The sequence below is a fragment of the Kribbella ginsengisoli genome, assembly GCF_039537185.1.
Taxonomy (GTDB): Bacteria; Actinomycetota; Actinomycetes; order Propionibacteriales; family Kribbellaceae; genus Kribbella; species Kribbella koreensis.
This window is the reverse complement of record NZ_BAABAA010000017.1, coordinates 1-24042: the sequence shown is the minus strand read 5'-3', so window position 1 is coordinate 24042 and position 24042 is coordinate 1. Positions and strand designations below refer to the sequence as shown.

At 67.7% G+C, this 24042-nt stretch carries 26 protein-coding genes; 18 read left to right on the top strand and 8 right to left on the bottom strand.

Features of this window, described 5'->3' with window-relative positions; all coding sequences use genetic code 11:
• Positions 1-155: 155 nt before the first annotated feature.
• Positions 156-1193, top strand: a complete 1038-nt coding sequence (locus tag ABD768_RS37645; RefSeq protein ID WP_343984215.1) for a Gfo/Idh/MocA family oxidoreductase — start codon at positions 156-158, stop codon at positions 1191-1193.
• Between the two features lie 100 nt (positions 1194-1293).
• Positions 1294-2037: a GntR family transcriptional regulator gene (locus ABD768_RS37640; RefSeq protein WP_343984213.1), complete on the top strand. Its 744-nt coding sequence runs from the start codon at positions 1294-1296 to the stop codon at positions 2035-2037.
• Positions 2038-2075: 38 nt separating this feature from the next.
• On the opposite strand, the gene ABD768_RS37635 is transcribed toward ABD768_RS37640, so the two are convergent.
• On the bottom strand, positions 2076-3353 hold the full coding sequence (locus ABD768_RS37635) for a hypothetical protein (protein WP_344848946.1): 1278 nt from the start codon (positions 3351-3353) through the stop codon (positions 2076-2078).
• 14 nt (positions 3354-3367) lie between these two features.
• Positions 3368-3868: a SigE family RNA polymerase sigma factor gene (locus ABD768_RS37630; protein ID WP_343984209.1), complete on the bottom strand. Its 501-nt coding sequence runs from the start codon at positions 3866-3868 to the stop codon at positions 3368-3370.
• A 285-nt stretch (positions 3869-4153) separates the two neighbouring features.
• Here ABD768_RS37630 and ABD768_RS37625 point away from each other — a divergent pair, with 285 nt between their 5' ends.
• The 11 genes from ABD768_RS37625 (at position 4154) to ABD768_RS37575 (ending at position 11645) form a co-directional block, all read left to right on the top strand.
• Entirely contained in the window at positions 4154-5431 is a 1278-nt protein-coding gene (locus tag ABD768_RS37625) for a TadA family conjugal transfer-associated ATPase (protein ID WP_343984207.1), read from the top strand.
• Complete coding sequence (locus ABD768_RS37620) at positions 5431-6291, top strand: type II secretion system F family protein (protein ID WP_343984205.1); 861 nt, start codon at positions 5431-5433, stop codon at positions 6289-6291. Before ABD768_RS37625 ends, ABD768_RS37620 begins: the two co-directional genes overlap by 1 nt.
• Complete coding sequence (locus ABD768_RS37615) at positions 6288-6512, top strand: hypothetical protein (RefSeq protein ID WP_344848943.1); 225 nt, start codon at positions 6288-6290, stop codon at positions 6510-6512. The genes ABD768_RS37620 and ABD768_RS37615 overlap by 4 nt, the downstream gene beginning before the upstream one ends.
• Positions 6509-7447: a type II secretion system F family protein gene (locus ABD768_RS37610; protein WP_343984201.1), complete on the top strand. Its 939-nt coding sequence runs from the start codon at positions 6509-6511 to the stop codon at positions 7445-7447. The genes ABD768_RS37615 and ABD768_RS37610 overlap by 4 nt, the downstream gene beginning before the upstream one ends.
• A gap of 14 nt (positions 7448-7461) precedes the next feature.
• Complete coding sequence (locus ABD768_RS37605) at positions 7462-7659, top strand: hypothetical protein (RefSeq protein WP_344848940.1); 198 nt, start codon at positions 7462-7464, stop codon at positions 7657-7659.
• A 638-nt stretch (positions 7660-8297) separates the two neighbouring features.
• On the top strand, positions 8298-8690 hold the full coding sequence (locus ABD768_RS37600; protein ID WP_425558471.1) for a TadE/TadG family type IV pilus assembly protein: 393 nt from the start codon (positions 8298-8300) through the stop codon (positions 8688-8690).
• Between the two features lie 252 nt (positions 8691-8942).
• The gene (locus tag ABD768_RS37595; RefSeq protein ID WP_344848936.1) at positions 8943-9266 is read left to right on the top strand and encodes a hypothetical protein; all 324 of its coding nucleotides are present in this window, start codon (positions 8943-8945) and stop codon (positions 9264-9266) included.
• Positions 9224-9637, top strand: a complete 414-nt coding sequence (locus ABD768_RS37590; protein WP_343980717.1) for a hypothetical protein — start codon at positions 9224-9226, stop codon at positions 9635-9637. The genes ABD768_RS37595 and ABD768_RS37590 overlap by 43 nt, the downstream gene beginning before the upstream one ends.
• Positions 9634-10068 (top strand): Tad domain-containing protein, encoded by a 435-nt coding sequence (locus ABD768_RS37585; RefSeq protein ID WP_343980078.1) that lies wholly within the window; start codon positions 9634-9636, stop codon positions 10066-10068. Before ABD768_RS37590 ends, ABD768_RS37585 begins: the two co-directional genes overlap by 4 nt.
• 17 nt (positions 10069-10085) lie before the next feature.
• Positions 10086-10880, top strand: a complete 795-nt coding sequence (locus ABD768_RS37580; protein WP_344848933.1) for an SDR family NAD(P)-dependent oxidoreductase — start codon at positions 10086-10088, stop codon at positions 10878-10880.
• Positions 10881-10913: 33 nt separating this feature from the next.
• The gene (locus ABD768_RS37575; protein ID WP_344848931.1) at positions 10914-11645 is read left to right on the top strand and encodes an SDR family NAD(P)-dependent oxidoreductase; all 732 of its coding nucleotides are present in this window, start codon (positions 10914-10916) and stop codon (positions 11643-11645) included.
• A gap of 87 nt (positions 11646-11732) precedes the next feature.
• Here the strand turns inward: ABD768_RS37575 and ABD768_RS37570 are convergent, their stop codons facing one another.
• Positions 11733-12563, bottom strand: coding sequence for an NAD(P)H-binding protein (locus ABD768_RS37570; protein ID WP_344848929.1), 831 nt, complete (start codon positions 12561-12563; stop codon positions 11733-11735).
• Positions 12564-12611: 48 nt separating this feature from the next.
• Between ABD768_RS37570 and ABD768_RS37565 the strand changes: the two genes are divergently transcribed.
• The 3 genes from ABD768_RS37565 to ABD768_RS37555 are packed head-to-tail and all read left to right on the top strand — an operon-like array spanning position 12612 to position 15214.
• Positions 12612-13262: a TetR/AcrR family transcriptional regulator gene (locus tag ABD768_RS37565; protein WP_343980090.1), complete on the top strand. Its 651-nt coding sequence runs from the start codon at positions 12612-12614 to the stop codon at positions 13260-13262.
• A 40-nt stretch (positions 13263-13302) separates the two neighbouring features.
• The gene (gene prfB / locus ABD768_RS37560) at positions 13303-14424 is read left to right on the top strand and encodes a peptide chain release factor 2 (RefSeq protein ID WP_343980093.1); all 1122 of its coding nucleotides are present in this window, start codon (positions 13303-13305) and stop codon (positions 14422-14424) included.
• Between the two features lie 4 nt (positions 14425-14428).
• Positions 14429-15214 (top strand): pentapeptide repeat-containing protein, encoded by a 786-nt coding sequence (locus tag ABD768_RS37555; protein WP_344848927.1) that lies wholly within the window; start codon positions 14429-14431, stop codon positions 15212-15214.
• On the opposite strand, the gene ABD768_RS37550 is transcribed toward ABD768_RS37555, so the two are convergent.
• Entirely contained in the window at positions 15207-16634 is a 1428-nt protein-coding gene (locus ABD768_RS37550; RefSeq protein WP_343980100.1) for an MFS transporter, read from the bottom strand. The genes ABD768_RS37555 and ABD768_RS37550 overlap by 8 nt on opposite strands.
• Positions 16635-16747: 113 nt before the next feature.
• Here ABD768_RS37550 and ABD768_RS37545 point away from each other — a divergent pair, with 113 nt between their 5' ends.
• On the top strand, positions 16748-17602 hold the full coding sequence (locus tag ABD768_RS37545) for a helix-turn-helix transcriptional regulator (RefSeq protein WP_344848925.1): 855 nt from the start codon (positions 16748-16750) through the stop codon (positions 17600-17602).
• A gap of 92 nt (positions 17603-17694) precedes the next feature.
• Here ABD768_RS37545 and ABD768_RS37540 read toward each other — a convergent pair whose 3' ends face one another.
• Both ABD768_RS37540 and ABD768_RS37535 read right to left on the bottom strand, forming a co-directional pair.
• Positions 17695-19668 carry a cellulase family glycosylhydrolase gene (locus ABD768_RS37540; protein WP_344848923.1) on the bottom strand — a complete coding sequence of 658 codons (1974 nt, stop codon included), beginning with the start codon at positions 19666-19668 and terminating at the stop codon, positions 17695-17697.
• A 210-nt stretch (positions 19669-19878) separates the two neighbouring features.
• Complete coding sequence (locus ABD768_RS37535; protein ID WP_344848921.1) at positions 19879-20787, bottom strand: LysR family transcriptional regulator; 909 nt, start codon at positions 20785-20787, stop codon at positions 19879-19881.
• 73 nt (positions 20788-20860) lie between these two features.
• Between ABD768_RS37535 and ABD768_RS37530 the strand changes: the two genes are divergently transcribed.
• A complete protein-coding gene (locus ABD768_RS37530; protein WP_343980111.1) occupies positions 20861-21766 on the top strand; it encodes an EamA family transporter in 906 nt (301 codons plus the stop codon).
• Positions 21767-22014: 248 nt separating this feature from the next.
• Here the strand turns inward: ABD768_RS37530 and ABD768_RS37525 are convergent, their stop codons facing one another.
• Both ABD768_RS37525 and ABD768_RS37520 read right to left on the bottom strand, forming a co-directional pair.
• Entirely contained in the window at positions 22015-22731 is a 717-nt protein-coding gene (locus ABD768_RS37525; protein WP_344848919.1) for a TIGR03943 family putative permease subunit, read from the bottom strand.
• A complete protein-coding gene (locus ABD768_RS37520; RefSeq protein ID WP_344848918.1) occupies positions 22728-23843 on the bottom strand; it encodes a permease in 1116 nt (371 codons plus the stop codon). Before ABD768_RS37520 ends, ABD768_RS37525 begins: the two co-directional genes overlap by 4 nt.
• Positions 23844-24042 lie beyond the last annotated feature (199 nt).

The following is a 24042-nucleotide window of genomic DNA, read 5'->3' as shown; positions in this document are numbered from 1 at the left end:
AGCTGGTACGAAAACGATTACGCCGCAGAACTCTTGACGGGCCCATCAAAGCAGTGTTCGCTAGCTCGTGACTAGAGCGCTCTAGTAGATGTTGCTACTACTAGTAGTTGCTCGTCACAACGGGGAACACCACACGTCATGAGGAGATCGACCACATGCGTACCGACCATGGGCTGCAAGTCATCCGGATCGCGTTGATCGGCGCCGGCCGGATCGGCACCATGCATGCGGGCAACGTCGCGCGCCGGGTGCCGGCCGCCGAGCTGGCCGCGGTGGTGGACCCGCGGGTCGACGTGGCCGAGAGCCTCGCGGCGAAGTACGACGCCCGGGCGTACCCGGACATCGACGACGTGCTGAAGGATCCCGAGATCGACGCGGTCGCGATCACCTCGATCGCGAAGGTGCACAGCGAGCTGGTCGTCCGCGCGGCCGAGGCAGGCAAGGCGATCTTCTGCGAGAAGCCGGCCTCGCTCGAGCTGGCCGAGATGGACCGCGCGATCGCGGCGACGAAGCAAGCGGGTGTGGTCTTCCAGGTCGGCTTCAACCGGCGCTTCGCCAGCGACTTCGCGGCCGCGCACGCCGCGGTCGTCAACGGCGAGATCGGTACGCCGCAGCTGATGCGCTCGGTCACCCGCGATCCCGGCTGGCCGGCCGGGATGACGCATGCGGCCGGGATCAAGCCGTGGACGATCTTCCGCGAGACGCTGATCCACGACTTCGACACGTTGCTCTGGCTCAACCCGGGCGGCCGGCCGGTCGAGGTGTACACACGGGCCGATGCGCTGGTCGCCCCGCAGTACAAGGAGACCGGGCTGATCGACACGGCCGCGGTGATGCTCAGCTTCGACAACGGCGCGATCGCGACGGCGGAGGCGAACTTCTCGGCGCTGTACGGGTACGACGTGCGCGGGGAGGTGTTCGGGTCGAAGGGGATGGTGACGGCCGGGCGGCACGCGAACACTCCGATGCTGCACTACGGCGAGCACGGGATCAGCCAGCAGACGCTGCGCAGCGACGAGGAGATGTTCACCGACGCGTACGTCGCGGAGATGTCGCAGTTCGCCGACGCGATCCGGACCGGCTCGGCCCCGCCCGTCACCGGCGAGGACGCCCGCAACGCGTTGCGGGTCGCGCTGGCTGCGATGAAGTCGCACGAGGAACGGCGTCCCGTCCAGCTCGACGAGCTCGGATGAGGCTTTCCCGCGCTCTCCTCGCCGGCACGAGATTGGAAGAGATCTGATCAAATCGATGCTTCGACTCGACGGTGCGCCCCCGACCCTCCAAGATGTGCCCATGAGCACCGTCCAGGTCAGCGTAGATCGCACCAGCCGCACCCCGCTTCACGTACAACTCGCGCAGCAGCTCGAAGCGGCGATCCAGGGCGGTGACCTTCCGGTCGGTTCCCGGCTCAGCAACGAGGTGGACCTCGCGGAGGCGTACGGCCTCAGCCGCCCCACCGTCCGCCAGGCGATCGCCCGGCTGGTCGACCAGGGCCTGCTGGTCCGCAAGCGCGGTGTCGGCACCCAGGTCGTCGGCAACTCGGGCCAGGTCCGCCGCAGCCTCGAACTGACCAGCCTGTACGACGACCTGGCCGCTGCGCATCGCAAGCCCCAGACGGAGGTACTGCGCTTCGGTATCGCCCCGGCGACCCCAGACGTCGCCGCTGCCCTCCAATGCGAGCAGGGCGATCGCGTACTGCGCCTGGAGCGGCTCCGTCGCGCCGACGGCGAGCCACTGGCCCTGATGCGCAACTGGCTGCCCCCGGAGATGCTCGACACCGACCCGAACACATTGGCCGAGCGCGGACTCTATGAGCTGCTGCGGGCCGAGGGGGTTCGCCTGAAGGTGGCGCACCAGACCATCTCGGCTCAACCCGCTACTGCAGAGCAAGCCCGGCTCCTGATGGAAGAGCCGGGCTGCCCGCTGCTGGCGACCACACGGATCACCTACGACGACCACGGTCGCGCGGTGGAGTACGGCTCACACCTGTTCCGCGCCTCCCGCTACGCCTTCGAGCACACCCTCGTCCACCGCTGACCCACCCCTCAGAGGGCCGGCGGCGGACGAGAGAGCCTTTACTTCTTGGTGCCGGGGAACTTCCAGTCCTTATCGCCTGCCATGTCCAGCAGCTTCTCGACGCTGATGGCCGGCTTGGGCCGGGTGTGCTTGAACCCCTTCTCCGCAATCGCGTTGTAGCTGGTGATGCTGATGTAGCGGCCGTCCGGGTAGCGGATCACGGCCGTGTTCCCCAGTACGCCCTCCTTGTTCTGCCGGGCGTCGCTGTACTCAGGGGAGTTCTTGTCCCAGCCGGCCACACCGCCACCTGGCAGGACCTTGCAGTGGTTCGGTGCTCCCTCTACTCCGCACTTCTTGACCGTCGGCACCTCGTAGGTGACGAACGCCTCGACATAGGACTTGCCCTTGCCGTCGTCGACGATTACGGACGCTGCGTTGTAATCCTCCGGAGTGCCACCCCGCGTCTGCGGCTGGGTGACCTGAAGGCCCTTCGGCAGTACGGCTCTGAGCGTCTGAAGGGTCTGCTGCACCGGTACCGGCGGCTTGCTCACCCCGGGGCTCGGCGGCTGGGGCTTCTCCGGGGTGTTTGACTCCACCGGCTTCGGCGGGAAGCGCCAGGTGTCGCTGTCCGCGATCTTGACCAGTTCGGCCGTGGTCAGCGGGGGCTTGGGGCGAGACTTCTCGACCGTGACGGCGCCGTTGCGAGTCACGGTGGGGCCGTTGAGGCTCGACAGGGCGATCGTCTCGCCGCCGGGGCGGATGAGGTAGATGCGGTTGGTGAGGACACCGGGAGTCCGCTCGTCGACCTCTTCCTTCACGACCGTGAGCACGGAGCCGTCCGCGCGGGGGGCGCAAGTACCGGGCTTCTGGTCCGAGCAGCCCTGGCTCTGCCCGAACGGTGGTCTGATCGCCAGGCCGAGCAGCGACAAGCCCTTGCCGTCGTTGACGATCAGTGAGGCCTGGTAGCCCCCGCCGTCGTCCCAGACCTGGGCCTTGGCGACCTTGAGACGCGCGGGCAGCAGCTTGGTCAGCGTCGCCTGGGTCTCCTTCATGGTGGCCGGCTTCGCTGCCACCTTGGTGATCTTGGTCGACTGCTTGGTCGGCGTACTGGCGGCGGGTGCTGGAGTGTCCTTGGCGAAGAGCTGGTTGCCGCCGACGATGACGGCGGCTGTGGCCAGCACCGCCGTGGCACCGGTGGCGGTGAACAGGGCGGTGCGGCGGCGGCGCAGGGTGAGGCCGCGGGCCATGCCGCGTTCGACCAGGTCGGTGGACTCGGGTTCGAGGTTCTCGGTGGCCCGGCGCATCAGCTCGGGCAGGGTGTCGTTCAGGTTCTTCATCGGGGTCCTTCTTCTCAGAGAGCGATCAGGTGGTCGGCGTCCGCGCCCAGGACGGCGCGCAGCCGGTCCAGGGCTCTGGACGTTCTGGTCCTGATCGCACCGGCGTTCTTGCCGAGATCCAGCGCGACCTGTTCGACGCTGCGATCTTCGAAGAACCGCAGCACCAGCACCGCACGGTCGAGAGGGGCCAGTTCGGCCAGCGCGTTCTGCAGCGAGATCCGCAACGCCGGATCACCCGGCCGGTCGGCCCGCTCGGGCATCGAGGACACCGGCTGCTCGCTCCAGCTGCGCCGGCGCCGTTGCGAGATGAAGGTCCTGGCCAGCACTGTCTGGGCGTAGGCCGGCGGGTTGTCGATCCGCTGCAGGCCCCGCCAGGCCCGGAACATCTTCGCCAGCGTCTCCTGGACCAGATCCTCGGCGTGGTGCCGGTCCCCGGTCAGCAACCAAGCCGTCCGATACAACTGTGGCGTTCGCGCTCTGGCGAACTCCTCGAAGTCGTCCGTCGTAGATCTCATCCCGGCCTCTCCGTCGTGGTCTCACCTGTACGACGCCCCGTCCTGCCACCGGCGTTACACCCACCCGAGTCTCCCCGCCAAGAGGTCCGCCGCCCCGCGCCTGGGTGCAACAACGTGCAACTCGGTGGACTTGGGGTGAGGCGACCGATACGTTCTGTGAGCCTGTGTCGTGGCACGGTTATCCACAGGCGGTCGGGACCGGGTGGCGCCGGTCGGCCCAGGGTTGAAAGGATGTCGCTCAGGGTGACCGCTCGGGTCGCCGTCCGAGACGCTCACGGGGAGACGATGACAGCCGACAGACTTGCCCCGCGCCGGTACGTCGGCGGCGACGCGGTCGAGCTGATCGACGCCCAGGTCCGCGACCTGGTCCGGCGCGAGGGCATCGACCCGCTGCGCAACCCCGGCGCGGTGAACGCGATCGTCGCGACGGTCGTCAAGGAGTACGACGAGCGCAGCCTGACCGGGATCGTGCCGCCGATCGGCGACCTCGAAGCGGTCAGCCGCGAGGTGCACGACCGGGTGGCCGGCTTCGGCCCGCTGCAGCGCTATCTCGACGACCCGGCGGTCGAGGAGATCTGGATCAACGAGCCGAGCCGGGTGTTCATCGCGCGTGAGGGCCGGCACGAGCTGACCACCACGGTGCTGACCGAGGAGGAGGTCAGCGACCTGGTCGAGCGGATGCTGAAGACGACCGGCCGGCGGATCGACGTCTCCCAGCCGTTCACCGACGCGCGGCTGCCCGACGGCAGCCGGGTTCACATCGTGCTCGGCGGTATCACCCAGCGCTACGCGGCGATCAACATCCGCAAGTTCACCGTCCGGGCGACCCGGTTGGCCGATCTGGTCGCGCTCGGCTCGCTGACCCAGCACGCCGCCGCGGTGCTCGACGCGGCCGTCGCGTGCGGTCTCAACATCCTCGTCTCGGGTGGGACGCAGGCGGGCAAGACGACGATGCTGAACGCCTTGTCCGGTTCGATCCCCGGCAGCGAGCGGGTGATCAGCTGCGAAGAGGTCTTCGAGATCAAGCTGCCGATCCCGGACTGGGTCTCGATGCAGACCCGGCAGGCAGGTCTCGAGGGGACCGGCGAGGTCCGGTTGCGCGACCTGGTCAAGGAGTCGCTGCGGATGCGGCCCTCGCGGGTGATCGTCGGTGAGGTCCGCGGCGAGGAGTGCCTCGACCTGCTGCTCGCTTTGAACAGTGGGCTTCCTGGCATGTGCACGATTCACGCCAACTCGGCTCGCGAGGCGCTGACCAAGATGTGCACGCTGCCGCTGCTGGCGGGGGAGAACATCGGCTCCCGGTTCGTACTGCCGACCGTCGCGGGGTGCGTCGACCTGGTGGTTCACCTCGGGATCAGTCATGACGGTCAGCGCCGGGTGCGCGAGATCCTTGCGGTCAGCGGGCGGATCGAGGGGCAGGCGATCGAGACGGAGAACCTGTTCGCCACGGTCGACGGGCAGTTGCGGCGGGCTGAAGGGCAGTTGCCGCATCCCGAGCGCTTCCTGCAGCGTGGGTACTCGCCGGCCGGGCTCCTCACCGAGTTGCCGGGAGGGTTGAGCTGATGGGGCTCCTGCTCGGTCTCTTCTTCGGTATCGGCGTACTGCTGATCATCTGGACGTTCGTCGCGCCGCGTGAGGCCAAGGTCAGTACGGATGGCCGTCTGGTGACTCGCAGCCGGGATCTGCTGGCTGCCGCCGGGGTCGAGGGCGTGACGCCGGCCGCGTTCATCGGGGCCTGTGTGATCACGGGGTTTGTCGCGTTTCTGTTGATGTTCCTCGTCTCGGCTGCGTTGCCGATCGGGCTGGTGTTCGGCGTGATGGCGGGTGGGGCGCCGGTCGCATTGCTGAAGGGACGGGCGCGCAGGCGGTTGGCGGAGTTCCGCGAGCTGTGGCCTGATGTGGTCGACAACATCGCGTCCGCAGTACGGGCTGGTCTGTCGTTGTCCGAGGCGCTGGCCCAGGTGGGCGAGCGGGGGCCGTTGCCGCTGCGGGAGCCGTTCCGGCGGTTCGGTTCGGACTATGCGTCGACTGGCCGCTTCGCGGATTCCCTTGACCGGTTGAAGGCTCGCTTGGCCGACCCAGTCGGCGACCGCGTGATCGAAGCACTGCGGATCGCCCGCGAGGTCGGCGGTGGCGACCTCGGCCGCCTGCTCCGTTCCCTCTCGAGCTTCCTCCGCGACGACGCCCGCACCAGATCCGAACTGGAGGCCAGACAATCCTGGTCAGTCAACGGCGCCCGGGTAGCAGTCGCCGCCCCCTGGTTGGTCCTGGCCATGCTCTCCTTCCAAGGCGACGTAATCCAGCGCTACAACTCCCCGGTAGGCGCCCTGATCATCGGCATCGGCGCCGTCGTCTGCGTCTTCGCCTACCGCCTGATGCTCCGCATCGGCCGCCTACCAGAACCAGAACGGGTGCTGCGATGACTCCAACACCCCACGCCACCTTCCCTCGCGCCCGCCCGCTGGCTGGTGCGTCGGCTGCGACGGCCCAGGCCATGTTCTTTCGGGCCCGCTCGCTGGCTGGTGCGTCGGCTGCGACGGCCCAGGCCACCTTCGTCCCGACCCGGTCGACGGGTTCTGCGTGGACTCTGGCGCCCCACCTCGCCTTTCTTCGGCCGACGTTCGGTGGGGAGCTGCTGCGATGAGTCCGATGGTGCTGGGGGCTTTTCTGGGTGGCTTGCTCGGTGGTGGGCTGTTGTTGGTGGTGCGGCGGTTGCCGTTCTTGCGGAAGCCGTCTGTCGATGACCGGATCGGGCCGTATCTGCGGGATCTCGGTGGGTCCGACGTGTTCCGGGGAGTGGTGGATTCTGGGTCGCCGTTCTATGCGATCGTGCGGCTGTTCGGGCCGTCGTTGCGGGCCGGGGCAGGGCGGCTGGAGCGGATTCTGGGTGGGGCCGCGTCGATTCGGCGGCGGCTGGGGCGGGCCGGGATCGACCGTACTGTTGAGGAATTCCGGATCGAGCAGGTGTTGTGGGGCGCCGCTGGGTTCGGGGTGGGGTTGCTGATCGCCCTTGTTTCGTTGTCGTTGGGCATCGGGAATCCGATCGGGCTGCTGGTCCTGTGTTGCTTCCTGGCGATCATCGGGGTGCTGTCCCGCGATACGTACCTGACCAGCCAGGTGCGCCGTCGCGAGCGCCGGTTGCTGGCCGAGTTGCCGACCGTCGCCGAGTTGCTGGCCTTGTCCGTTGCTGCAGGCGAAGGTCCTGCGGCCGCGCTGGACCGGGTTGCGCGGTCGTGTCGTGGTGAGCTGGCCGATGAGCTGCAACGAGTTCTCGCCGAGACGCGAGCGGGTGATCCGTTGGTGCGGGCGCTCGATGCGTTGGCGGATCGCAGCGGGTTGCTGGCGCTGTCGCGGTTTGCTGATGGGCTGGCGGTCGCGCTCGAGCGCGGGACGCCGCTGGCCGACGTACTGCGAGCTCAGGCGGGTGACATCCGCGAAGCCAGCCGCCGGGAGCTGATCGAGTCGGGCGCCCGCCGGGAGGTCGCCATGATGATTCCGGTGGTGTTTCTCGTGCTCCCGGTGACCATTGCCTTCGCCTTCTACCCAGGCGCCGTCGGGATCCGGCTGATCGCCGGATGAATTGAGGAGATGCCATGTCCCTGTTGATGACCAGACTGTTCCTGACGCTGGTGATGAAGCCCAGACCGGCCGCGAAGGAACGCGGCGACGTCCCCGGCTGGGTCCTGATCACCGTGATGACGGCAGGCCTCGTCGTGGCGATCTGGGCGATCGCCGGCCCCAAACTCGCCGACATGCTAGGCAAAGCCCTGGACTCCGTCTCCAACAAGTGACCCAACCCCACCACTTCCATCCGCTCCACCTACCCAAGGTCCCGGCGGTACTTCGGGGTGCCCCGCGACGGAATGACCGGGGCGCTGCTCCGACCCGCCCAGCTGCGGCGGAGGTGCGGACCCGGCCCGCCCGCTTCCCACGCGACGAGCGCCGGAGTGCTGCACCCCGCGCCCCGCAACGGGATGACCGGCACGCCGCGCTCCGTACGTCGCGGCGGGGCGACTGGAGTGCCCGGGGTGCTGTACTCCGTGCCTCGGGACGGGGCGACCAGGGCGCTGTGTTCCGTGCGTCGCGATGGGGCGACTGGAGTGGCTGGTGTGCTGTGCTCCGTGCGTTGGGGTGGGGTGATCGGGGCGCTGTGTTCGGTGCGTCGCGATGGGGCGACTGGAGTGGCTGGTGTGCTGTGCTCCGTGCGTTGGGGTGGGGTGATCGGGGCGCTGTGTTCGGTGCGTCGCGATGGGGCGAATGGAGCGGCTGGGGTGCTGTGCCCCGTGCCTCGGGGCGGATTTTGCGGGGGGCTGTACTTCGCGCTCTGCGACTGGGTGAGTGGGGCGGGGTGCTGCGTGCTTCGCGATTGGGGGAGCGGGATGCTGTGCTCCCTGCCTCGGGACGGGGTGAGGGGAGTGGGCGGGGAGCTGTGCGCGGCCCGGTGCAGCGGGGGGAGCGGGGGGCTGCGGTGGTGGAGTTTGTGATGGTTTCGATGCTTGTGGTGCCGTTGTTTTTGGGGGTGCTGCAGGTGGGGTTGTTCTTGTATGTGCGGAACACGATCACGGCGGCGGCGTCCGAGGGGGCGCACTACGCGTCGGTGATCAATCGGGAGCCGGGGGACGGGGAGGCTCGAACTCGGGAGTTGATCGACGGGGTTGTTCGCAACGAGTTGATCGACTCGGTCGAGGGGCAGGCGACCGATGTCGATGGGCAACCCGGCGTACTGGTCGTGGTCAAGGCGCACATGCCGCCGCTCGGGTTGTGGGGACCTGGCATCTCGTTCACCGTCGAAGGCCACGCGGTCAAGGAGACCGGCGAATGACCCGCCAGCCCACCCATACGGTCACGCAAACCCAACCCGCCCGGACGGTTACGCCAACCCAGCCCCGGTGGACCGCCACGCAAACCCAATCCCCGTGGACCGCCACGCCAACCCGACGCCGGTGGGCCGCCACGCACGCACAACTCTCACCGAGCAGGCCGACACGCCGAGGTAGGCGCTTGCCGGGGGCGCTTATGCGTGCGTCGGCGGACCTGTCCGCTCCGCCAGGCGAACTCTTGCCAGAAGGGCGCGGTGAGCAAGCCGGACGCGGTGAGCGGGCTGGCCAAGGCGGGTGGGCTGGGCAAGGCGAGCGGGCTAGCCAAGGCGGGTGGGCTCGGCGAGGTCGGCGGGCGGAGCGTGGCGGGGTGGCTGGGCAAGTTGGACGTGGTGGGTGGGCTGGGTTGGGTGAGTGGGCTGGGTGGGGTGGGCGGTGGGAGTGGGCTCGGCGAGGTCGGGGAGCGGAGCGCGGCGGGGCGGCTGGGCTGGGTGGGCGGGGCGGGGTGGCTGGGTGGGGGGAGCGGGGGAATGCTGTGGTGGAGTTTTCTTGGTTGGCTTTGTTGCTGTTGGTGCCGTTGATTTATGTGATGTTGGGGGTTTTCGATGTGCAGCGGGCTTCGTATGGGGCTACTGCTGCTACTCGGGCGGCGGGTCGGGCGTTTGTGATCGTGCCGGCTGGGTTGTCGGAGGATGAGGCCCGGGAGCGGGCGTTCGAAGCCGCGAGGGTTGCGATGAAGGATCAGGGGATGGAGTTGAGCCCGGGGGAGCTCAAGATCAGTTGTGATCCGGCGTGTTTGCAGCCGGGGTCGACGGTCACCGTCGAGTTGGATACGGAGGTACCGCTGCCGTTGATTCCGGATGCGCTCGGTGGGGAGCGGCCGGCGATTCACATCAGTGCTTCGCATACCGAGTCGTTCGGGGATTATCGCGAAGCCAAGGGCGACGGATGAAGTCACGGCGGCAGCGGGACGAGCGCGGGCAGATGACGGTGCTCATCATCGGGTTCACCGCGATCGTGTTGCTGATGATCGTGGTCGTCACCGATATCTCGAAGGTGTTTCTGGTACGCCGGGATCTCGACGCGACCGCGGATGGCGCGGTACTGGCCGCCGCCAACGGTCTGGCGGCGATCTACGCGCAGCCGAGTGGTGAAGGCAACGCCGAACTCGACCCCGACGAGGCGCGCCGGCTGACCGCGGACTACCTGGATTCCGTTGGCGCAGGCAACCGTTTCGACGGGTTGGACTGGTCGGCCGACGTCACGGGTACCACCGTGACGGTGACCTTGACGTCGACGGTTGATCTTCCGTTCGAGCCGCCCGGATGGCAGGGGTCGGCCGATATCGCTTCGGACGCGGCGGCCGTAGTACCGATCAGGTGATAAGGCACAGTGGGGCTATGGACATCGATCTGACGGGGCGGCGGGCGCTGGTTTCGGGGTCCAGCCAAGGGATTGGGCTGGCGATCGCGACCGAGTTGGCGCGGTCGGGCGCCTCGGTGGTGGTCAACGGGCGTGGCCAGCAGAAGACCGAGCAGGCCGCGGCGGAAATCCGGCGCGAAGTACCCGACGCCGAGGTGACCGCGGTCGCGGCCGATCTCGCGTCAGGAGCTGGCGCCGACGAGCTGTTCGCGAAGGTCGACGAGCTCGACATCCTCGTCAACAACCTCGGCATCTTCGGCGCGAAGCCGGTGCTGGAGATCGACGACGACGAGTGGCGCCGGTACTTCGAGGTCAATGTGCTGAGCGCCGTCCGGCTGATCCGCCACTACCTGCCCACCATGATGGAGCGCGGCTTCGGCCGGGTGATGAACATCGCCAGCGACTCCGCCGTGGTGACACCGCTCGAGATGGTCCACTACGGCGTCACGAAGACCGCACTGCTGGCCGTGACGCGTGGTTTCGCGAAGGCCGCCGCCGGCACCGGCGTCACGGTCAACTCGGTGATGGCCGGCCCCACCCACACACCCGGTGTCGAGGAGTTCGTCGGCGAACTGGTCGGCGACGACCTGCCCTGGGACGAGGCGCAACGCCAGTTCATGAAGGAACACCGCCCGTACTCCCTGATCCAGCGTCTGATCGAGCCGCCCGAGATCGGCAACATGGTCGTCTACCTCAGCTCCACCCAGGCCTCGGCCACCACAGGCGGCGCCATCCGCGTCGACGGCGGCTACATCGACTCGATCCTCCCCTAGCCGGTACGCCGGTACTACGCACAGCCAGCCCTCATGAACCTCGACCTGACCGGCCGCCGCGCACTGGTTTCCGGATCGACTCAAGGGATCGGGCTCGCCATCGCCACCGAGCTGGCCCGCTCCGGCGCAGCAGTGGTGGTTAACGGGCGTAGTGAGGAAAGGACCGAGCATGCAGCGGAAGCGGTTCGGCGGGAGGTACCGGATGCCGAGGTGACCGCGGTTGCAGGCGATCTTGCCTCGGAAGGTGGAGCAGGCGAGCTGTTCAAAGCAACTCCCGAGGTAGACATCCTCGTCAACAACCTCGGGATCTATGGTGCGAAGCCGGTGTTCGAGATCGATGACGACGAGTGGCGCCGGTACTTCGAGGTGAACGTCCTCTCAGCGGTCCGACTCATCCGCCACTACCTACCGGGAATGATGGAGCGCGGCTTCGGCCGGGTGATGAGCATCGCCAGCGAAGCAGCAGTGGCCACCCCGCTCCACATGGTGCACCTCGGCGTCACCAAGACCGCTCTGCTCGCAGTGACCCGCGGCTTCGCGAAGGCCGCCGCAGGTACCGGGGTCACAGTGAATTCAGTACTGGCCGGCCCCACGCGTGGACCAGCCAGCGAGGAGCTCGACGACCCCAAGTCGCTCACCCAGCGTCTGATCGAGCCGGCCGAGATCGGCCAGATGATCGTCTACCTCAGCTCCACCCAGGCCGCCGCGACCACAGGTGGCGCAATCCGCGTCGACGGCGGCTACATCGACTCGATCCTGCCCTGAAGGCAAGCCTGTCGGCTGCGGCAAGCCCGTTGGTGTCGGCTGCCGCAAGCGCGTCGGCTGCCGCAGGAGCGTCGGCGTCGGCCGCGCTCAGTTGCTGTAGACGCCCGGGTTGTCTCGCAGCCAGCTGACGAAGGTGCGCGCAGGTGTGCCGGTGAGTAGTTCGACGTTGGGCTCCAACGGGTGCGGGCTGCCGACGCGCGATGCCCAGTACGCCATCAGTGACGCGAGTTGCGCGGGATTGCGCATGGTGTTGGCCATCTCGACGAAGGCCTGCTCGGGAGTCAGATCGACTGCTTCGATCGGTACGCCGGTGACCTCGGTGATCAGCTCGATCTGGTGCCGCCGCGTCATCGACTCGGGCCCGGTCAGCGGATACGCGCGACCGTCGTGCGAGCCACCAGGCCCGTCGAGCAGCACCTTCAAAGCGACGTCCGCGATGTCCAGTTCATGGATAGGCGCTTCCTCGGCGTCCAAGTAGGGCAGCCGGATCTGACCGGTGGCGCGGACCTGGTACGACCAGTAGATCGCGTTAGACATGAAGGTCCCGGGCTGCAACCGAGTCGTCGCGTAGGCGCCGTCGGTGATGACGCGCTCGGCCTCACCGTGCGGATCGGCTGCTGCGTCGTCGTTGGAGGCCTGCGAGGCCATCGACGAGAGCAGGACGACCTGCTTGACGCCGGCGTTCTCGGCGGCCTCGACGAAGAGCGCGGCGGTCGACGGGTCGGAGTACAGGAAGACCTGGGAGATGCCGTCGAGGGCGTTGGCGAGCGAGACCGGGTGGGCGGTGTTGAGGGCGATGGCGCCGGGCAGGTCGGCGGGCTCGCGGCTGGCGACGCGGACGGTGCGGCCGGCGGCGACGAGGCCGGCGTGGATTGCGCGGGCGATCTTGCCGCGGCCGCCGGTGACGAGGATTGTCATGGTGTAGCTCCAAACTTGTAGTGACTACAACTATGGAGGAAGTAAAGCATGCTCGCTAAGCTGCTGTCCATGGAGAACCAGGAGGTCGGCCGGCGGGAGCGGAAGAAGCAGCAGACGCGGCAGCTGATCTCGGACGTCGCGACCGGGCTGTTCATGGAGCGCGGATTCGATCAAGTCACCGTCGCGGAGGTGGCGAAGGCGGCCGACGTCGCCGTCCAGACCGTCTTCAACCACTTCCCGACGAAGGAGGATCTGCTCTTCGACGAGGACGCCTGGTGGCTCGGGCCTGTGCGGGCGATCCGGGAGGCCGACCCTGGTGCCGGCGTGATCGAGGTGCTCGAGCAGTACTACCTGGACGAGTTGCGAATGCGGCTGCGGTCGGAGCACCTGGTGACCTGGAAGGCCTTCGCCCGAACCATCGAGGAGAGCCCGGCGCTGCTGGCCCGACGGCGGAAGAACGCCGAGGAGATGGAGGTCCTGATGGTCCAGGCGCTCCAGGACCGGTATCCGCAGCTCGATCCGCTCGGCGCCCGTGTGATCGCGGCCCAGTACCAGGCGGCTCAGAAAGTACTGGAGGCGGAGTTCGCCCGGGTCTTGCCCGAGCAGCCCCAGGCCAGTCACGTGGCGCGGTACGAGGAGGCCATGGAGGAGGCGGCCGACGTGGTGTTCGGTGCGCTGAAGCACGGGTGGCGGGGCTGAATTCCCGGCCTGGGACGCCGACCGGGTACGCTGCTTGGTTGTGGCTGGACCTGATTTCGATGCTGACCTGAAGCAACTCGACGCGACCCTGACCTCGATCGAGAAAGTTCTCGATCTGGAGGGCATGCGCCGCGACATCGCCGACCTCGGCGAGCAGGTCGCCGCGCCCGATCTGTGGAACGACCAGGCGAACGCGCAGAAGGTGACCTCGAAGCTGTCGCGGCTGGAGGCCGACCTGGACCGGGTGGTCAAGCTGCGCGGCCGGATCGAGGACCTGGAGATCATGGTCGAGATGGGCCGCGACGAGAACGACGCGGACACGCTGGCCGAGGCCGACAAGGAGATGGGCTCGCTGGCCAAGGCGATCCAGTCGCTCGAGGTCCGCACCCTGCTCTCCGGCGAGTACGACGAACGCGAGGCGCTCGTCACCATCCGCTCGGGCGCCGGCGGCGTCGACGCGGCCGACTTCGCCGAGATGCTGCAGCGGATGTACCTGCGCTGGGCCGAGCGGCACGGCTACCCGACCGAGGTCTACGACACGTCGTACGCCGAAGAGGCCGGCCTCAAGTCCACGACCTTCGGCGTCAAGGCCCCCTACGCCTACGGCACGCTGAGCATCGAGACGGGCACCCACCGGCTGGTCCGGATCTCCCCGTTCGACAACCAGGGCCGCCGGCAGACCTCGTTCGCCGCGGTCGAGGTGGTCCCGGTGCTGGAGCAGACCGACGAGATCGACGTACCGGACGAAGAGCTGCGGATCGACGTGTACCGGTCGTCCGGGCCCGGCGGTCAAAGCGTCAACACCACCGACTCGGCGGTCCGGATCACCCACATCCCGACCGGCACCGTGGTCTCCTGCCAGAACGAGAAGTCCCAGCTGCAGAACAAGGCCTCCGCGATGGTGATCCTGAAGGCGAAGCTGCTCGCGCTGAAGAAGGCCGAGGAGCGGGCCGAGATCGACTCGCTGCGCGGTGACGTGCAGGGCTCGTGGGGCGACCAGATGCGCTCCTACGTGCTGCACCCGTACCAGATGGTCAAGGACCTGCGGACGCTGTACGAGTCGGGCAACACCAGCGGCGTCTTCGACGGTGAGATCGACGAGTTCATCGAGGCCGGCATCCGCTGGCGCCGGACCGGCCAGACGGCTGCCGAACAGAACTGACCGAGTGCTCAGGGCGGATCTCCGAGCGGACTGCGGTAGCTGCTACGGCCTCTGTTGCGTCGCGCTGACCTTCGCGAAGTCGGCCGACTTCGCGATCGACAAGGCGGCTGGCGAGCCCTGCCCGAACCTGGATCAGGACTTCCGCTGCGGCATCCACAGCAAGCTCAGGACCAAAGGCTTCCAGGGCTGCACGGTGTACGACTGCTTCGGCGCCGGCCAGAAGATCTCCCGGCAGGCCGGCAGCAGCTGGCGTGAGCAACCAGGCCAGAAGCTGTTCGAGGCGCTGCCGATCATGCGCCAACTGCACGAACTGCTCTGGTACCTGGCTGAGGCGCTCGAATTGCCGCAAACCAAGGCAATCCACCCCGACCTGCGCGCCGCGAGCGACCAGATCGAGAAGCTCACGCTGCAACCCGATGTCACCAAGGTCGATCTCCAAGGCGAGCGCGCGAAGGTCAACGAACTCCTGTTGCAGACCAGCGCCCTCGTGCGTGGCAAGCCCGGCAAGAAGAAGGAACGCCGCGGAGCTGACCTGTTCGGGGCCAAACTCCGCGGCGCGGACCTGCACAGTGCCAACCTCCGGGGTGCCTACCTGATCGCGGCTGACCTCCGCGAGGCCGATCTGCGGCAAGCCGACCTCATCGGTGCCGACCTCCGCGACACCAGGCTGGAAGGCGCCGACCTCACCGGCTCACTGTTCCTCACCCAGTCCCAGGTCAACGCCGCCCGGGGTGACTCCAAGACCAAGCTTCCCAAGGCAGTGACTCGCCCAGCCCACTGGACTACTTAGACCGCAGCTGGTGAGTCACCGGTGTCATCAGCAGCGAGATGGCGGTGATGGCCAGGGCTACTGCTGCCAATGCGCCACCCTGTCCCCAGGACGTGCCCGCCAGCGACAGGTACGCCGTACCGACCGTTGCTGCACCCAGTGCGAGGCAGGTCTGCTGACTGGTGAGCAGGATCCCGCTACCGAGACCAGCTTGGGCAGCCGGGACCTGACCGATGACTACACCCATCAGCGGGACCATCACCAGACCGCTGCCGAACCCTGCGATCAGCATGGGGATCGCTAGCGTCCACGGCGTCACGTCAGGCCACACGGTGAGGGCAACCACAGCCAGAGCGGCGTACCCGACTGACTGCACGATCCAGCCGCGCAGGATGAGGCCGGCTCCGTACTTCTGCTGCAGACGCGGTCCGTAGATCGAGGTGATCAGGAAGCCGACCGACATCGGCAGCAGGCTCAGACCGCCTTCCAGTGGGGACATCCCAGCTTCGCCCTGGGTGGCCAGCGCGAAGACGAACATGAAGCCGCCGAAGGTGGTGAAGAATCCTACGGCCAGAAGCAATCCGATCTGCATCGGGCGCAGCCGTAGTACCGAGGGCGGGATCAGGGGCGCAGTACCGGCCTTCTCGGAGCGGTGCTGGTGTACGCCGAGCAGAGCGACCGCAGGGATCGTGGCGGCGAGGGAGAGCCAGGTCCAGAGTGGCCAGCCCAGTGGGCGGCCCTCGGTCAGGGGGAGCAGCAGTAGAACCAGTGCGAGAGCCAGGAGACCGGCGCCGACCAGGTCGACCCGCTGGGCCTTGTCGGCGCGAGTCTCGGGCAGGAGCTTCACTGCGGCGACGATCGCGATCAAGCCGACCGGGACGTTGACCAGGAAGACCGCACGCCAGCCGAGGTCGAACACGTTGGCCTCGACCAGAGCACCACCGAGGATCTGTCCGAGCGCGGCGGCCGAGCCACCCGCCACACCGAACATGGCCATCGCGCGAGCGCGGTGTTCGCCGGTGAGCAGGCTGCTGATCGAGGCGAGCACCTGCGGCGTCATCGCCGCGGCGGCCGCACCCTGCAGGACGCGGGCGGCAAGCAGTACGCCGATGGTCGGCGCGATCGCGCAGATCAGCGACATCACGGTGAAACCGACGATGCCGAACAGGAACAGCCGCTTGCGGCCGAAGCCGTCGCCGAGCCGGCCACCGACCACGAGCAGGGTGGCGTTGGCGATGCCGTAGCTACCGACGACTAGCTGCAGTTCACCGGCGTTCGCGTGCAGGTCCGAGCCGATCGCGGGCAGCGCGACGTTGATGATGAAGAAGGAGAGCATCGGCAGGAAGGCGCCGAAGAGCAAGGTGGTGAGGGCGACCGGGCCGAGAGGTGACTTCGAGAGCTGAGGTGAAGTGAGCCGGGCGGTTTGGAGCTGGTCTGTCATGACACCCAGCATGTGCTCACCAGGAGCCTGGTGGTGAGAGCCTGGTTATCCTGGTATTGGCAGCACCCGGCACCAGGCTTTCGTCAGGCTGCCGGAGGCCGCACCATGGGGAGGTGAGTCTGCTGAGCAGTGTGCCAGTCGTCACCGACAAGGACGAGCGACGGCGGGAGCTGTCCGCGTTCTTGCGCAGCCGGCGGGAGCGGATCCAGCCGGACGAGGTCGGCTTCGTACCCGGCGGACGACGCCGTACTCCGGGCCTGCGGCGCGAAGAGGTCGCCCAGTTGGCGGGCGTCGGCGTGACTTGGTACACCTGGCTGGAGCAGGGTCGCGACATCAACGTGTCGGCCCAGGTGCTCGAGGCGATCTCCCGTACCCTCCGGCTCGACCGGTTGGAGCGCAACCACCTCTACACCCTGGCGGGTATCGCGCTCGGCCCGGGCAAGAGCGACTGCTCAGCCCTCCCGGGGTCCGTGCAGAAGATGCTCGACCAGCTCTCCCCGTATCCGGCACAGGTGCTCAATTCGCGGTACGACGTCCTGGCGTTCAACGAGGCGTACTGCAAGGTGATCCTCGACATGAACGAGATCCCGATCGAGGAGCGCAACCTGCTCTGGCTGACCTTCGTGTCGGACGAGTGGCGGTGCGCCTTCATCGATCACGAGTCGATCGAGCAGCACATGGTCGCCGGGTTCCGGGCCGCGTCGGCGGCGCATCTGGGGGAACCGAGCTGGCAGGATCTGACCGAGCGGCTGCTGGTGAACTCGCCGCTGTTCGCCGAGCTGTGGCAGCGGTACGACGTGGCTGCGCCGAGCGCGAAGATCAAGGTGATCGACAACGAGAAGGTCGGCCTCCTGCGGGTCGAGGCGGTGAATCTCTGGGTGAGCCAGGCGGCCGGAATGCGACTGACCACCTACACCCCGGTCGACGACGAGTCCGAAGCCAAGCTCAACACTCTGGTAGACGGCTGATCCACGCTCCGGTCGTCGGGGCGGAGCGACCGGGGCGTGGACTTGCGGAGGCCGGCCGGTGAGCCCTGGTGAAGCCCACCGACCGGTCCGGATCAGCTGACGGGAATGCCCGGGTTGGTGAGGGCCTTGCCGCCGGTGATGGTGTTGGAGCGGTCGATGGTGACCTTGCAGGTGGAGGCGTCGTAGTTGGTGATGTTGAAGGCGTAGCGACCGGCTCCGGTGGCGCCGGTCAGGTCGGACTTGTTGTTGCGGAAGACCGTGCCGCAGCCCCAGCCGTCCTGCTGCATGTGGGTCTCGAAGCCGTTGTTGGTGGTGTTCTTGCCGGTGTTGTTCTCGATCACGTAGTCGTTGCCCTTGACATCGATCCAGCTGTCGTCGAAATTGGCGCCGGTCAGCCCGCGGCCGTCGAAGCTGTTGCCCGCGACCCGGCCGCCTTTGGTGCCTTCCTTCAGGTCGACGGCCTCGCCGCCGACGTCCGGACCGATCGTGTTGTCGAGGATCTGGACGTTGTCCGACTTGTCGTCCAGGCCGCCGGCGCTGCCGACGTACACACCCTCACCCATCCCGCGGCCGTCGTTGCCGGTGTCGTAGATCAACGAGTTCTTGATCGTTCCGTAGGTGCTGCTGTTGCGGAAGTGCACGCCCTCCATGTCCAGGCCGTGCACGGTGACACCGTCGATCAGCACGCGGGTCGCGCTGTCGATCATGATGCCCTTCTGGCCGCCGGTGACGGTGATGCCCGACACCTGCCAGTAGCTCGCGCCGTTGAGGTGCAGGCCGTAGCCACCGCTCGCGGTCAGAATCGCCTTCGCCGAGCCGGTGAGCTTGATCGGCGCCGAGGAGGTACCGGAGAGGGTGGTCTTGAAGTTGCCGGTATAGGTGCCGTCGGCAAGCTTGATGGTGTCGCCCGGCTTGGCGGCGGTCAGGGCCGTCTTCAGTTGGGCCGCGGTGGAGACGTTGATGGTGGTCGCGGGATCGGTCGGTTCGGTGGGATCGGTCGGATCGGTTCCGTCGGTCGGGAAGTCGTCGGCGGTGCGGATCCGGTCGCGGATCCAGACGCCGGCCTGCTTGAGTACCGACGTATCGGTGAAGTTGTTGCCCGCGCACGTGCCTTCCTTGAAGACAGCACCGGAGCGCTCGTCGTCGGAGAAGTTCCAGTTGGTCCAGCCGATCTTCTTGCTGGCCAGGAAGTCCAGGTACTTCTGCGAGTAGGCGAAGTCGTTGGCGCCCTCGCCCTCGTAGTTCTGGGTGCCGAACTCGGTGACGAACAACGGGATCTTGTCCGCGGCCCGCGAGAGCGCGTTGAAGTACTCGTCATGGTGCGACGCGGCGTAGAAGTGGAAGGTGTACATCAGGTTCGTGGCGTTGACCGGGTTGTTGATCACGTCGGCCTCGGTCCGGCTGTCGGAGACGCCGAGCGAGGACCAGCCGGCGGTACCGACGAAGACGACGCCGTCGGGGTCCTTGGCGCGGATGGTGGGGATCACCTGCTCGGCGTACGACTTGATCTTGGCCCAGGGGACGCCGTTCGGCTCGTTGGCGATGTCGTAGATGATGTTGTTCTTGTCCTTGTGCCGCTCGGCGATCTCGGCGAAGAACGTCTTGGCCTTGGCGGTGTAGATGTTCGGGTCGCCGGGGGTGAGTTGGTGCCAGTCGACCAGCGCGTACATCCCGCGCTTGGTGGCCTCCTCGATGTAGCCGTGCACCAGGTCGGTGAACTTGCGCGGGTCGGTCTCGTAGCCGTCCTCGCCTTTCGCGACGTACATCGAGATCCGCAGGATGTCGGCGTTCCAGTCGGTGGCGAGCGCGTCGAGGGACGCCTTCTTGATGCAGTTGGCGTACCACTGGATGCCGTGCGTGCTCATGCCACGGAGCTGGATCGGCTTGTTGTACTGGTTGCAGAGCTTGGTACCGCAGACATGCAACTGTCCGTTGATCGAAACCGGGGTGGCTGCAACTGGCGCCGGGATGGGGGCGGTTGTACTGGCGGTCGCGCTGGTGGTGATGAGGGCCGTCGCGGTGAGCGCGAGACCCGCCACCGCAGCGATCCATCGGGGGCGGTTCATGGTTCCTCCTACTGCGTCAGGGGCGGGGACGAGAGGGGTACGGCTAGCTGTTAGGAAAGTTTCCTAATAGATTTCCGAGGAAGTTAGCCCCGATGCGAGGCGCTGTCAATCGGTCGCGAAGAGTGACGGAACTAATTCCCGCCAGATGGAACCAGTGACCCACTGGACTCCCACCGGACGGACCGAAAAGCGGTGTTTCGAGGACTGGCGTTACGCCGTGTCGCGCGCGGCCCAGCCGGACTTGAGAGCCGCGAGCGTGACGGCGATGGCGGGTCGACGGGCGGTGGCGGTGCGCCAGACGGCGTACAGGCGGCGGCTCGGTGCCGGTTGGAGGGGAAGAGCGATCACTCCCGCTGGCAACGGGCCGCGGCCGAGGCGGGGGAGGAGGCCGATGCCGATGCCTCGGGCAAGCATTGCGAGCTGGGTCTGGTACTCCGCGATGGAGTAGGCGACCTCGGGCTGGACGCCGGCCTTGCGCATCGTGCGGACCAGCCACTCGTGGCAGATCGAGCCGGCCGGCTGGCAGATCCAGCGCTCGCCGACGAGGTCGTCGGCGCGGACGAACTCCTTGCCCGCGAGCCGATGCGAGGCGGGGACCAGGACGTCGGCGGGGTCGGTGCCGAGCTTGATCCTGGAGAGCTCGTCGGGGATCGCCAGTGGGGTGTTGTGCCAGTCGTGCACGATGGCGATGTGGAGCTCGCCGCGGGCGACGGCGGCGACGGCCTCGACCGGGTCGGTCTCGGTCACGGTGACGTCGAGGGCGGGGTTGTCGTCCATCAGCTTCGGCAGCACGGCCGGCAGCAGGCCTCGCGTGGCGGTCGGGAAGGCGGCGATCGACAGCGAGCCGATCGCCTGACCGCGCTGCTCTTCCAGGGTCAGCTCGGCGCTCTCCACCAGTTCGAGGACCTTAGATGCGGTGGCTGCGAGTTGCAGGGCCGCGTCGGTGAGGACGATGCCGCGACCACGCTTCTCGATCAGGACCGTACGGGTCTCGCGCTCCAGCTTGGCGAGTTGCTGCGAGACGGCCGACGGGGTGTAGCCGAGGGCGTCGGCGGCGCTGCCGACCGACCCGTACGTCGCGACGGCGTGCAGCGCGCGCAGGCGACCCAGATCGATCATGTAGCACTCCTACAGTGTCAGCGGTAGCAAACTTCGCTGGTCCTTAACTGTACGCCACCCCAGACTTGCTGACATGAATCCTCGTCACGTCCTCCTCGCCCTCGCAGCCGTGGTGGTCTGGGGCGTCAACTTCGTCGTCATCGAGGTCGGCCTCGAAGGCTTCCCGCCATTGTTCTTCTCCGCGTTGCGGTTCTTCTTCGCGGCGGTACCGGCGATCTTCCTGCTCGGCCCGCCCCGCGTCGCCTGGCGGTACGTGATCGCCGTCGGCCTCGCGCTCGGGGTGGCGAAGTTCGGTCTGCTCTTCATCGCGATGGACCACGGCGTACCGGCCGGGCTGGCCTCGCTGGTCCTGCAGTGCCAGGTCGTCTTCACGTTGCTCTTCGCAATCGTCGTACTCCGCGAGCGCCCGCGCCCGGCCCAACTGGCCGGCATCGCGATCGCCTGCTGCGGCCTCGCCCTCATCCTCGTCGACCACCAACTCGCGGCACCGGTCGGAGCCCTGGGCCTGGTCATCCTTGCCGGTGCGAGCTGGGGTGTCGCCAACGTCGCCACCAGGTTGGGAAAACCCCAGGACACCTTGCGCTTCATGGTCTGGGTCAGCGCGGTAGCCGTCCTGCCCCTGCTCGCCCTCTCGCTGCTGACCGAGGGCCCAGGCAACGACCTGGAAGCCCTGCGCACCATCGACCTCACCGGAGTTGGCGCCCTCGCCTACCTCTCCTTCGCCTCCACCCTCTTCGGCTTCGGCATCTGGGGCTACCTCCTCCGCCAGTACGACGCCACCACCGTCGCGCCGTTCTCCCTACTCGTCCCAGTAGTGGGCATGGCCGCAGCCTGGCTCCTCCGTGGCGAACGAGTCGGCCTCCAGCAAGCGATCGCAGCCTTGTTGATCATCGGCGGAATGGCCTGCACGGTCGTACGGCGGCGAACGCGCGACAAGGCGGACGCTGTCGAGCGAGTACTCGCCGAATCGGCTGCTTAGGGCGACACCTCACCCCCTTGGGCCGCCACGCATGCACAACTCCCGCGAACCAACCCGACACACCGGGGGAAGCGCTTGCCCTGCGGGGTTGTGCATGCACCGACGTCCGCCCGCTGACCCCAGCAACCGATTCCGGCTGAGGCAGCCGGTATCGATGCAGCCGTCGCGGTTCGGGGTCTCGCCCAGAAGAAGACGTTCTCGTAGTTTCTTCGCCAGGCCGTCGAGTAGGTCGGCGGTCCAGAGCGGAGCTACTCGTACTGGTTGGCCGGGGGCGTGACGTTCTGTACTCCGGTGATGGTCAGCGCGGCGACGTCGCCGTCCGCCCGCTTGGTCGGCTCGGCCCATTGGCCGGTCACGGTGACCCACTGGTTCTTGGGCGGGGAGGTCTGGCCGCGGGCCTCGACCATGAAGGCGGTTCCGTCGGCGACGCAGCAGGTCAGGCCGATCCGGGAGACGTACCAGGTGCCGTTCTTGCCGGGCGTGACGAAGCCGGTGAGCTGGAAATTGCGGCCCTTCATGCTCTCCTTCTCCCAGACGGCCCAGACGGCGTAGTCCCGCACCGCCAACGGCACCGGGGCCGTGCTGTCGGCGCTCTGCGCGAGGAAGGAGTTGCCTTTCGGCGCGATCGGTTTGGCCGCTACCGGCGACTGCCGCTGGGCCGCGTCGGCGCCGAGCGCGGGCGGGTCGACGACGAGCAGCGCGAAGATCGGTACTACGAGCAGCCAGGCGGCTCGCGGCAGCAGGTGCCCGTGGCCGTGTCCGTCATCGGCGTGGGCATCCCCGGGCTTCTTGCGGGTGTCGGCGAGGACGTCCGCGACGGCGAGCACGATCAGGATGGCGCCGGCCGAGAGCAGCATCCAGCGCATGCCGGGCTTCACGTACCGCAGATAGGTGTTCGAGGTGGCGAGCTGCACCACCGCGGCACCGACGAACACGACGACCAGACCCGCGACATTGCGCCTCACAGCAGCCACCACCCGACGAGAAGACTGGACAGGATCGCGACCACGAAGGTGGCCGGCGCGAATCGGGCGGCGAACTTCGGCCCGAACGTCCCGGTCTGCAACGCGATCAGCTTCACGTCGACGATCGGCCCGACCACCATGAACGCCAGCCGCGCGGTGAGCGAGAACTGGGTCAGGCTGGCGGCGACGAACGCGTCGGCCTCGGAGCAGATCGCGAGCAGCACGGCGAGCAGGCCGAGCACCACGACGGAGACAAGCAGGTTGCTGGCGACGTGGTCGAGCCATTGGCGCGGTACGACGACGTTCAGCGTCGCCGCGGCGGCTGCGCCGACGACCAGGAATCCGCCCGCGTGCAGGAAGTCGTGCAGCATCGAGGAGCGGAACACCTCGAGCTTGCCGGTGCCTTCGGCGTGCCGGTTCTTCGGCATCTTCAGCCAGCTGCTGCCTTTGCCGGTGAGCAGCCACAGCCAGCCGAGCATCATCGAGACTGCGAGTGAGGTGACCGCTCTTGCGACGACGACCTTCGGCTGGCCGGGGAAGGCGACGGCGGTTGACGCCAGTACTACTGGGTTGATCGCCGGTGCGGAGAGGAGGAAGGCGATCGCCGCGGCTGGGGTGACGCCGCGGTTCATGAGGGCGGCCGATACCGGGACGGAGGCGCATTCGCAGCCGGGGAGGACGACGCCGGACATGCTGGCGACCGGTACCGCGAGAGCTGGGTGCTTGGGGAGCGCCTTGGCGAAGAACGACGCGGGGACGAACGCGGTGAGGGCGGCGGAGAGGAGTACGCCGAGGACGAGGAAGGGCATCGCCTGGACGGTGACTCCGACGAACATGGTCGCCCAGGTCCGTACGCCGTCGTCGGTGAACAGCCCGGCGAAGATCTTCCGGCCGAACAGCGCGAGCCCGACCAGCACGACCAGCGTCAACGTGAACGCGATCGACGACCCGGCCGGCTCCTTGTCTTCCCGGGCGCCCGCCGGTCCTTCGCCCGGCCCGTCATCTGGTGCGGCCGGGTCGGGCGAAGGCGCCGGCGGAGGTCCGGGCGGCGCGGCGGGATCTGCCGTGGGGACGGCGGAATCCCGTTCCTCGGTGGCCTCAGGCGTCGTCATGGGCGGCATCCTGACACAGCGGAGCGCACCCGGACGAGCACACAACGCGCCCGTGAAATGAAAATCAGCGTCATCCCGCCGAATAGTCGCAACACCCCCCACCCACCCATCCACCGCCACCCTCTACTCCGCCCTATCCGCCCTCCGCCACGCGCGATGATGGCTCCCATGACCCCAGTCCACTCCGCACTGGTACTGC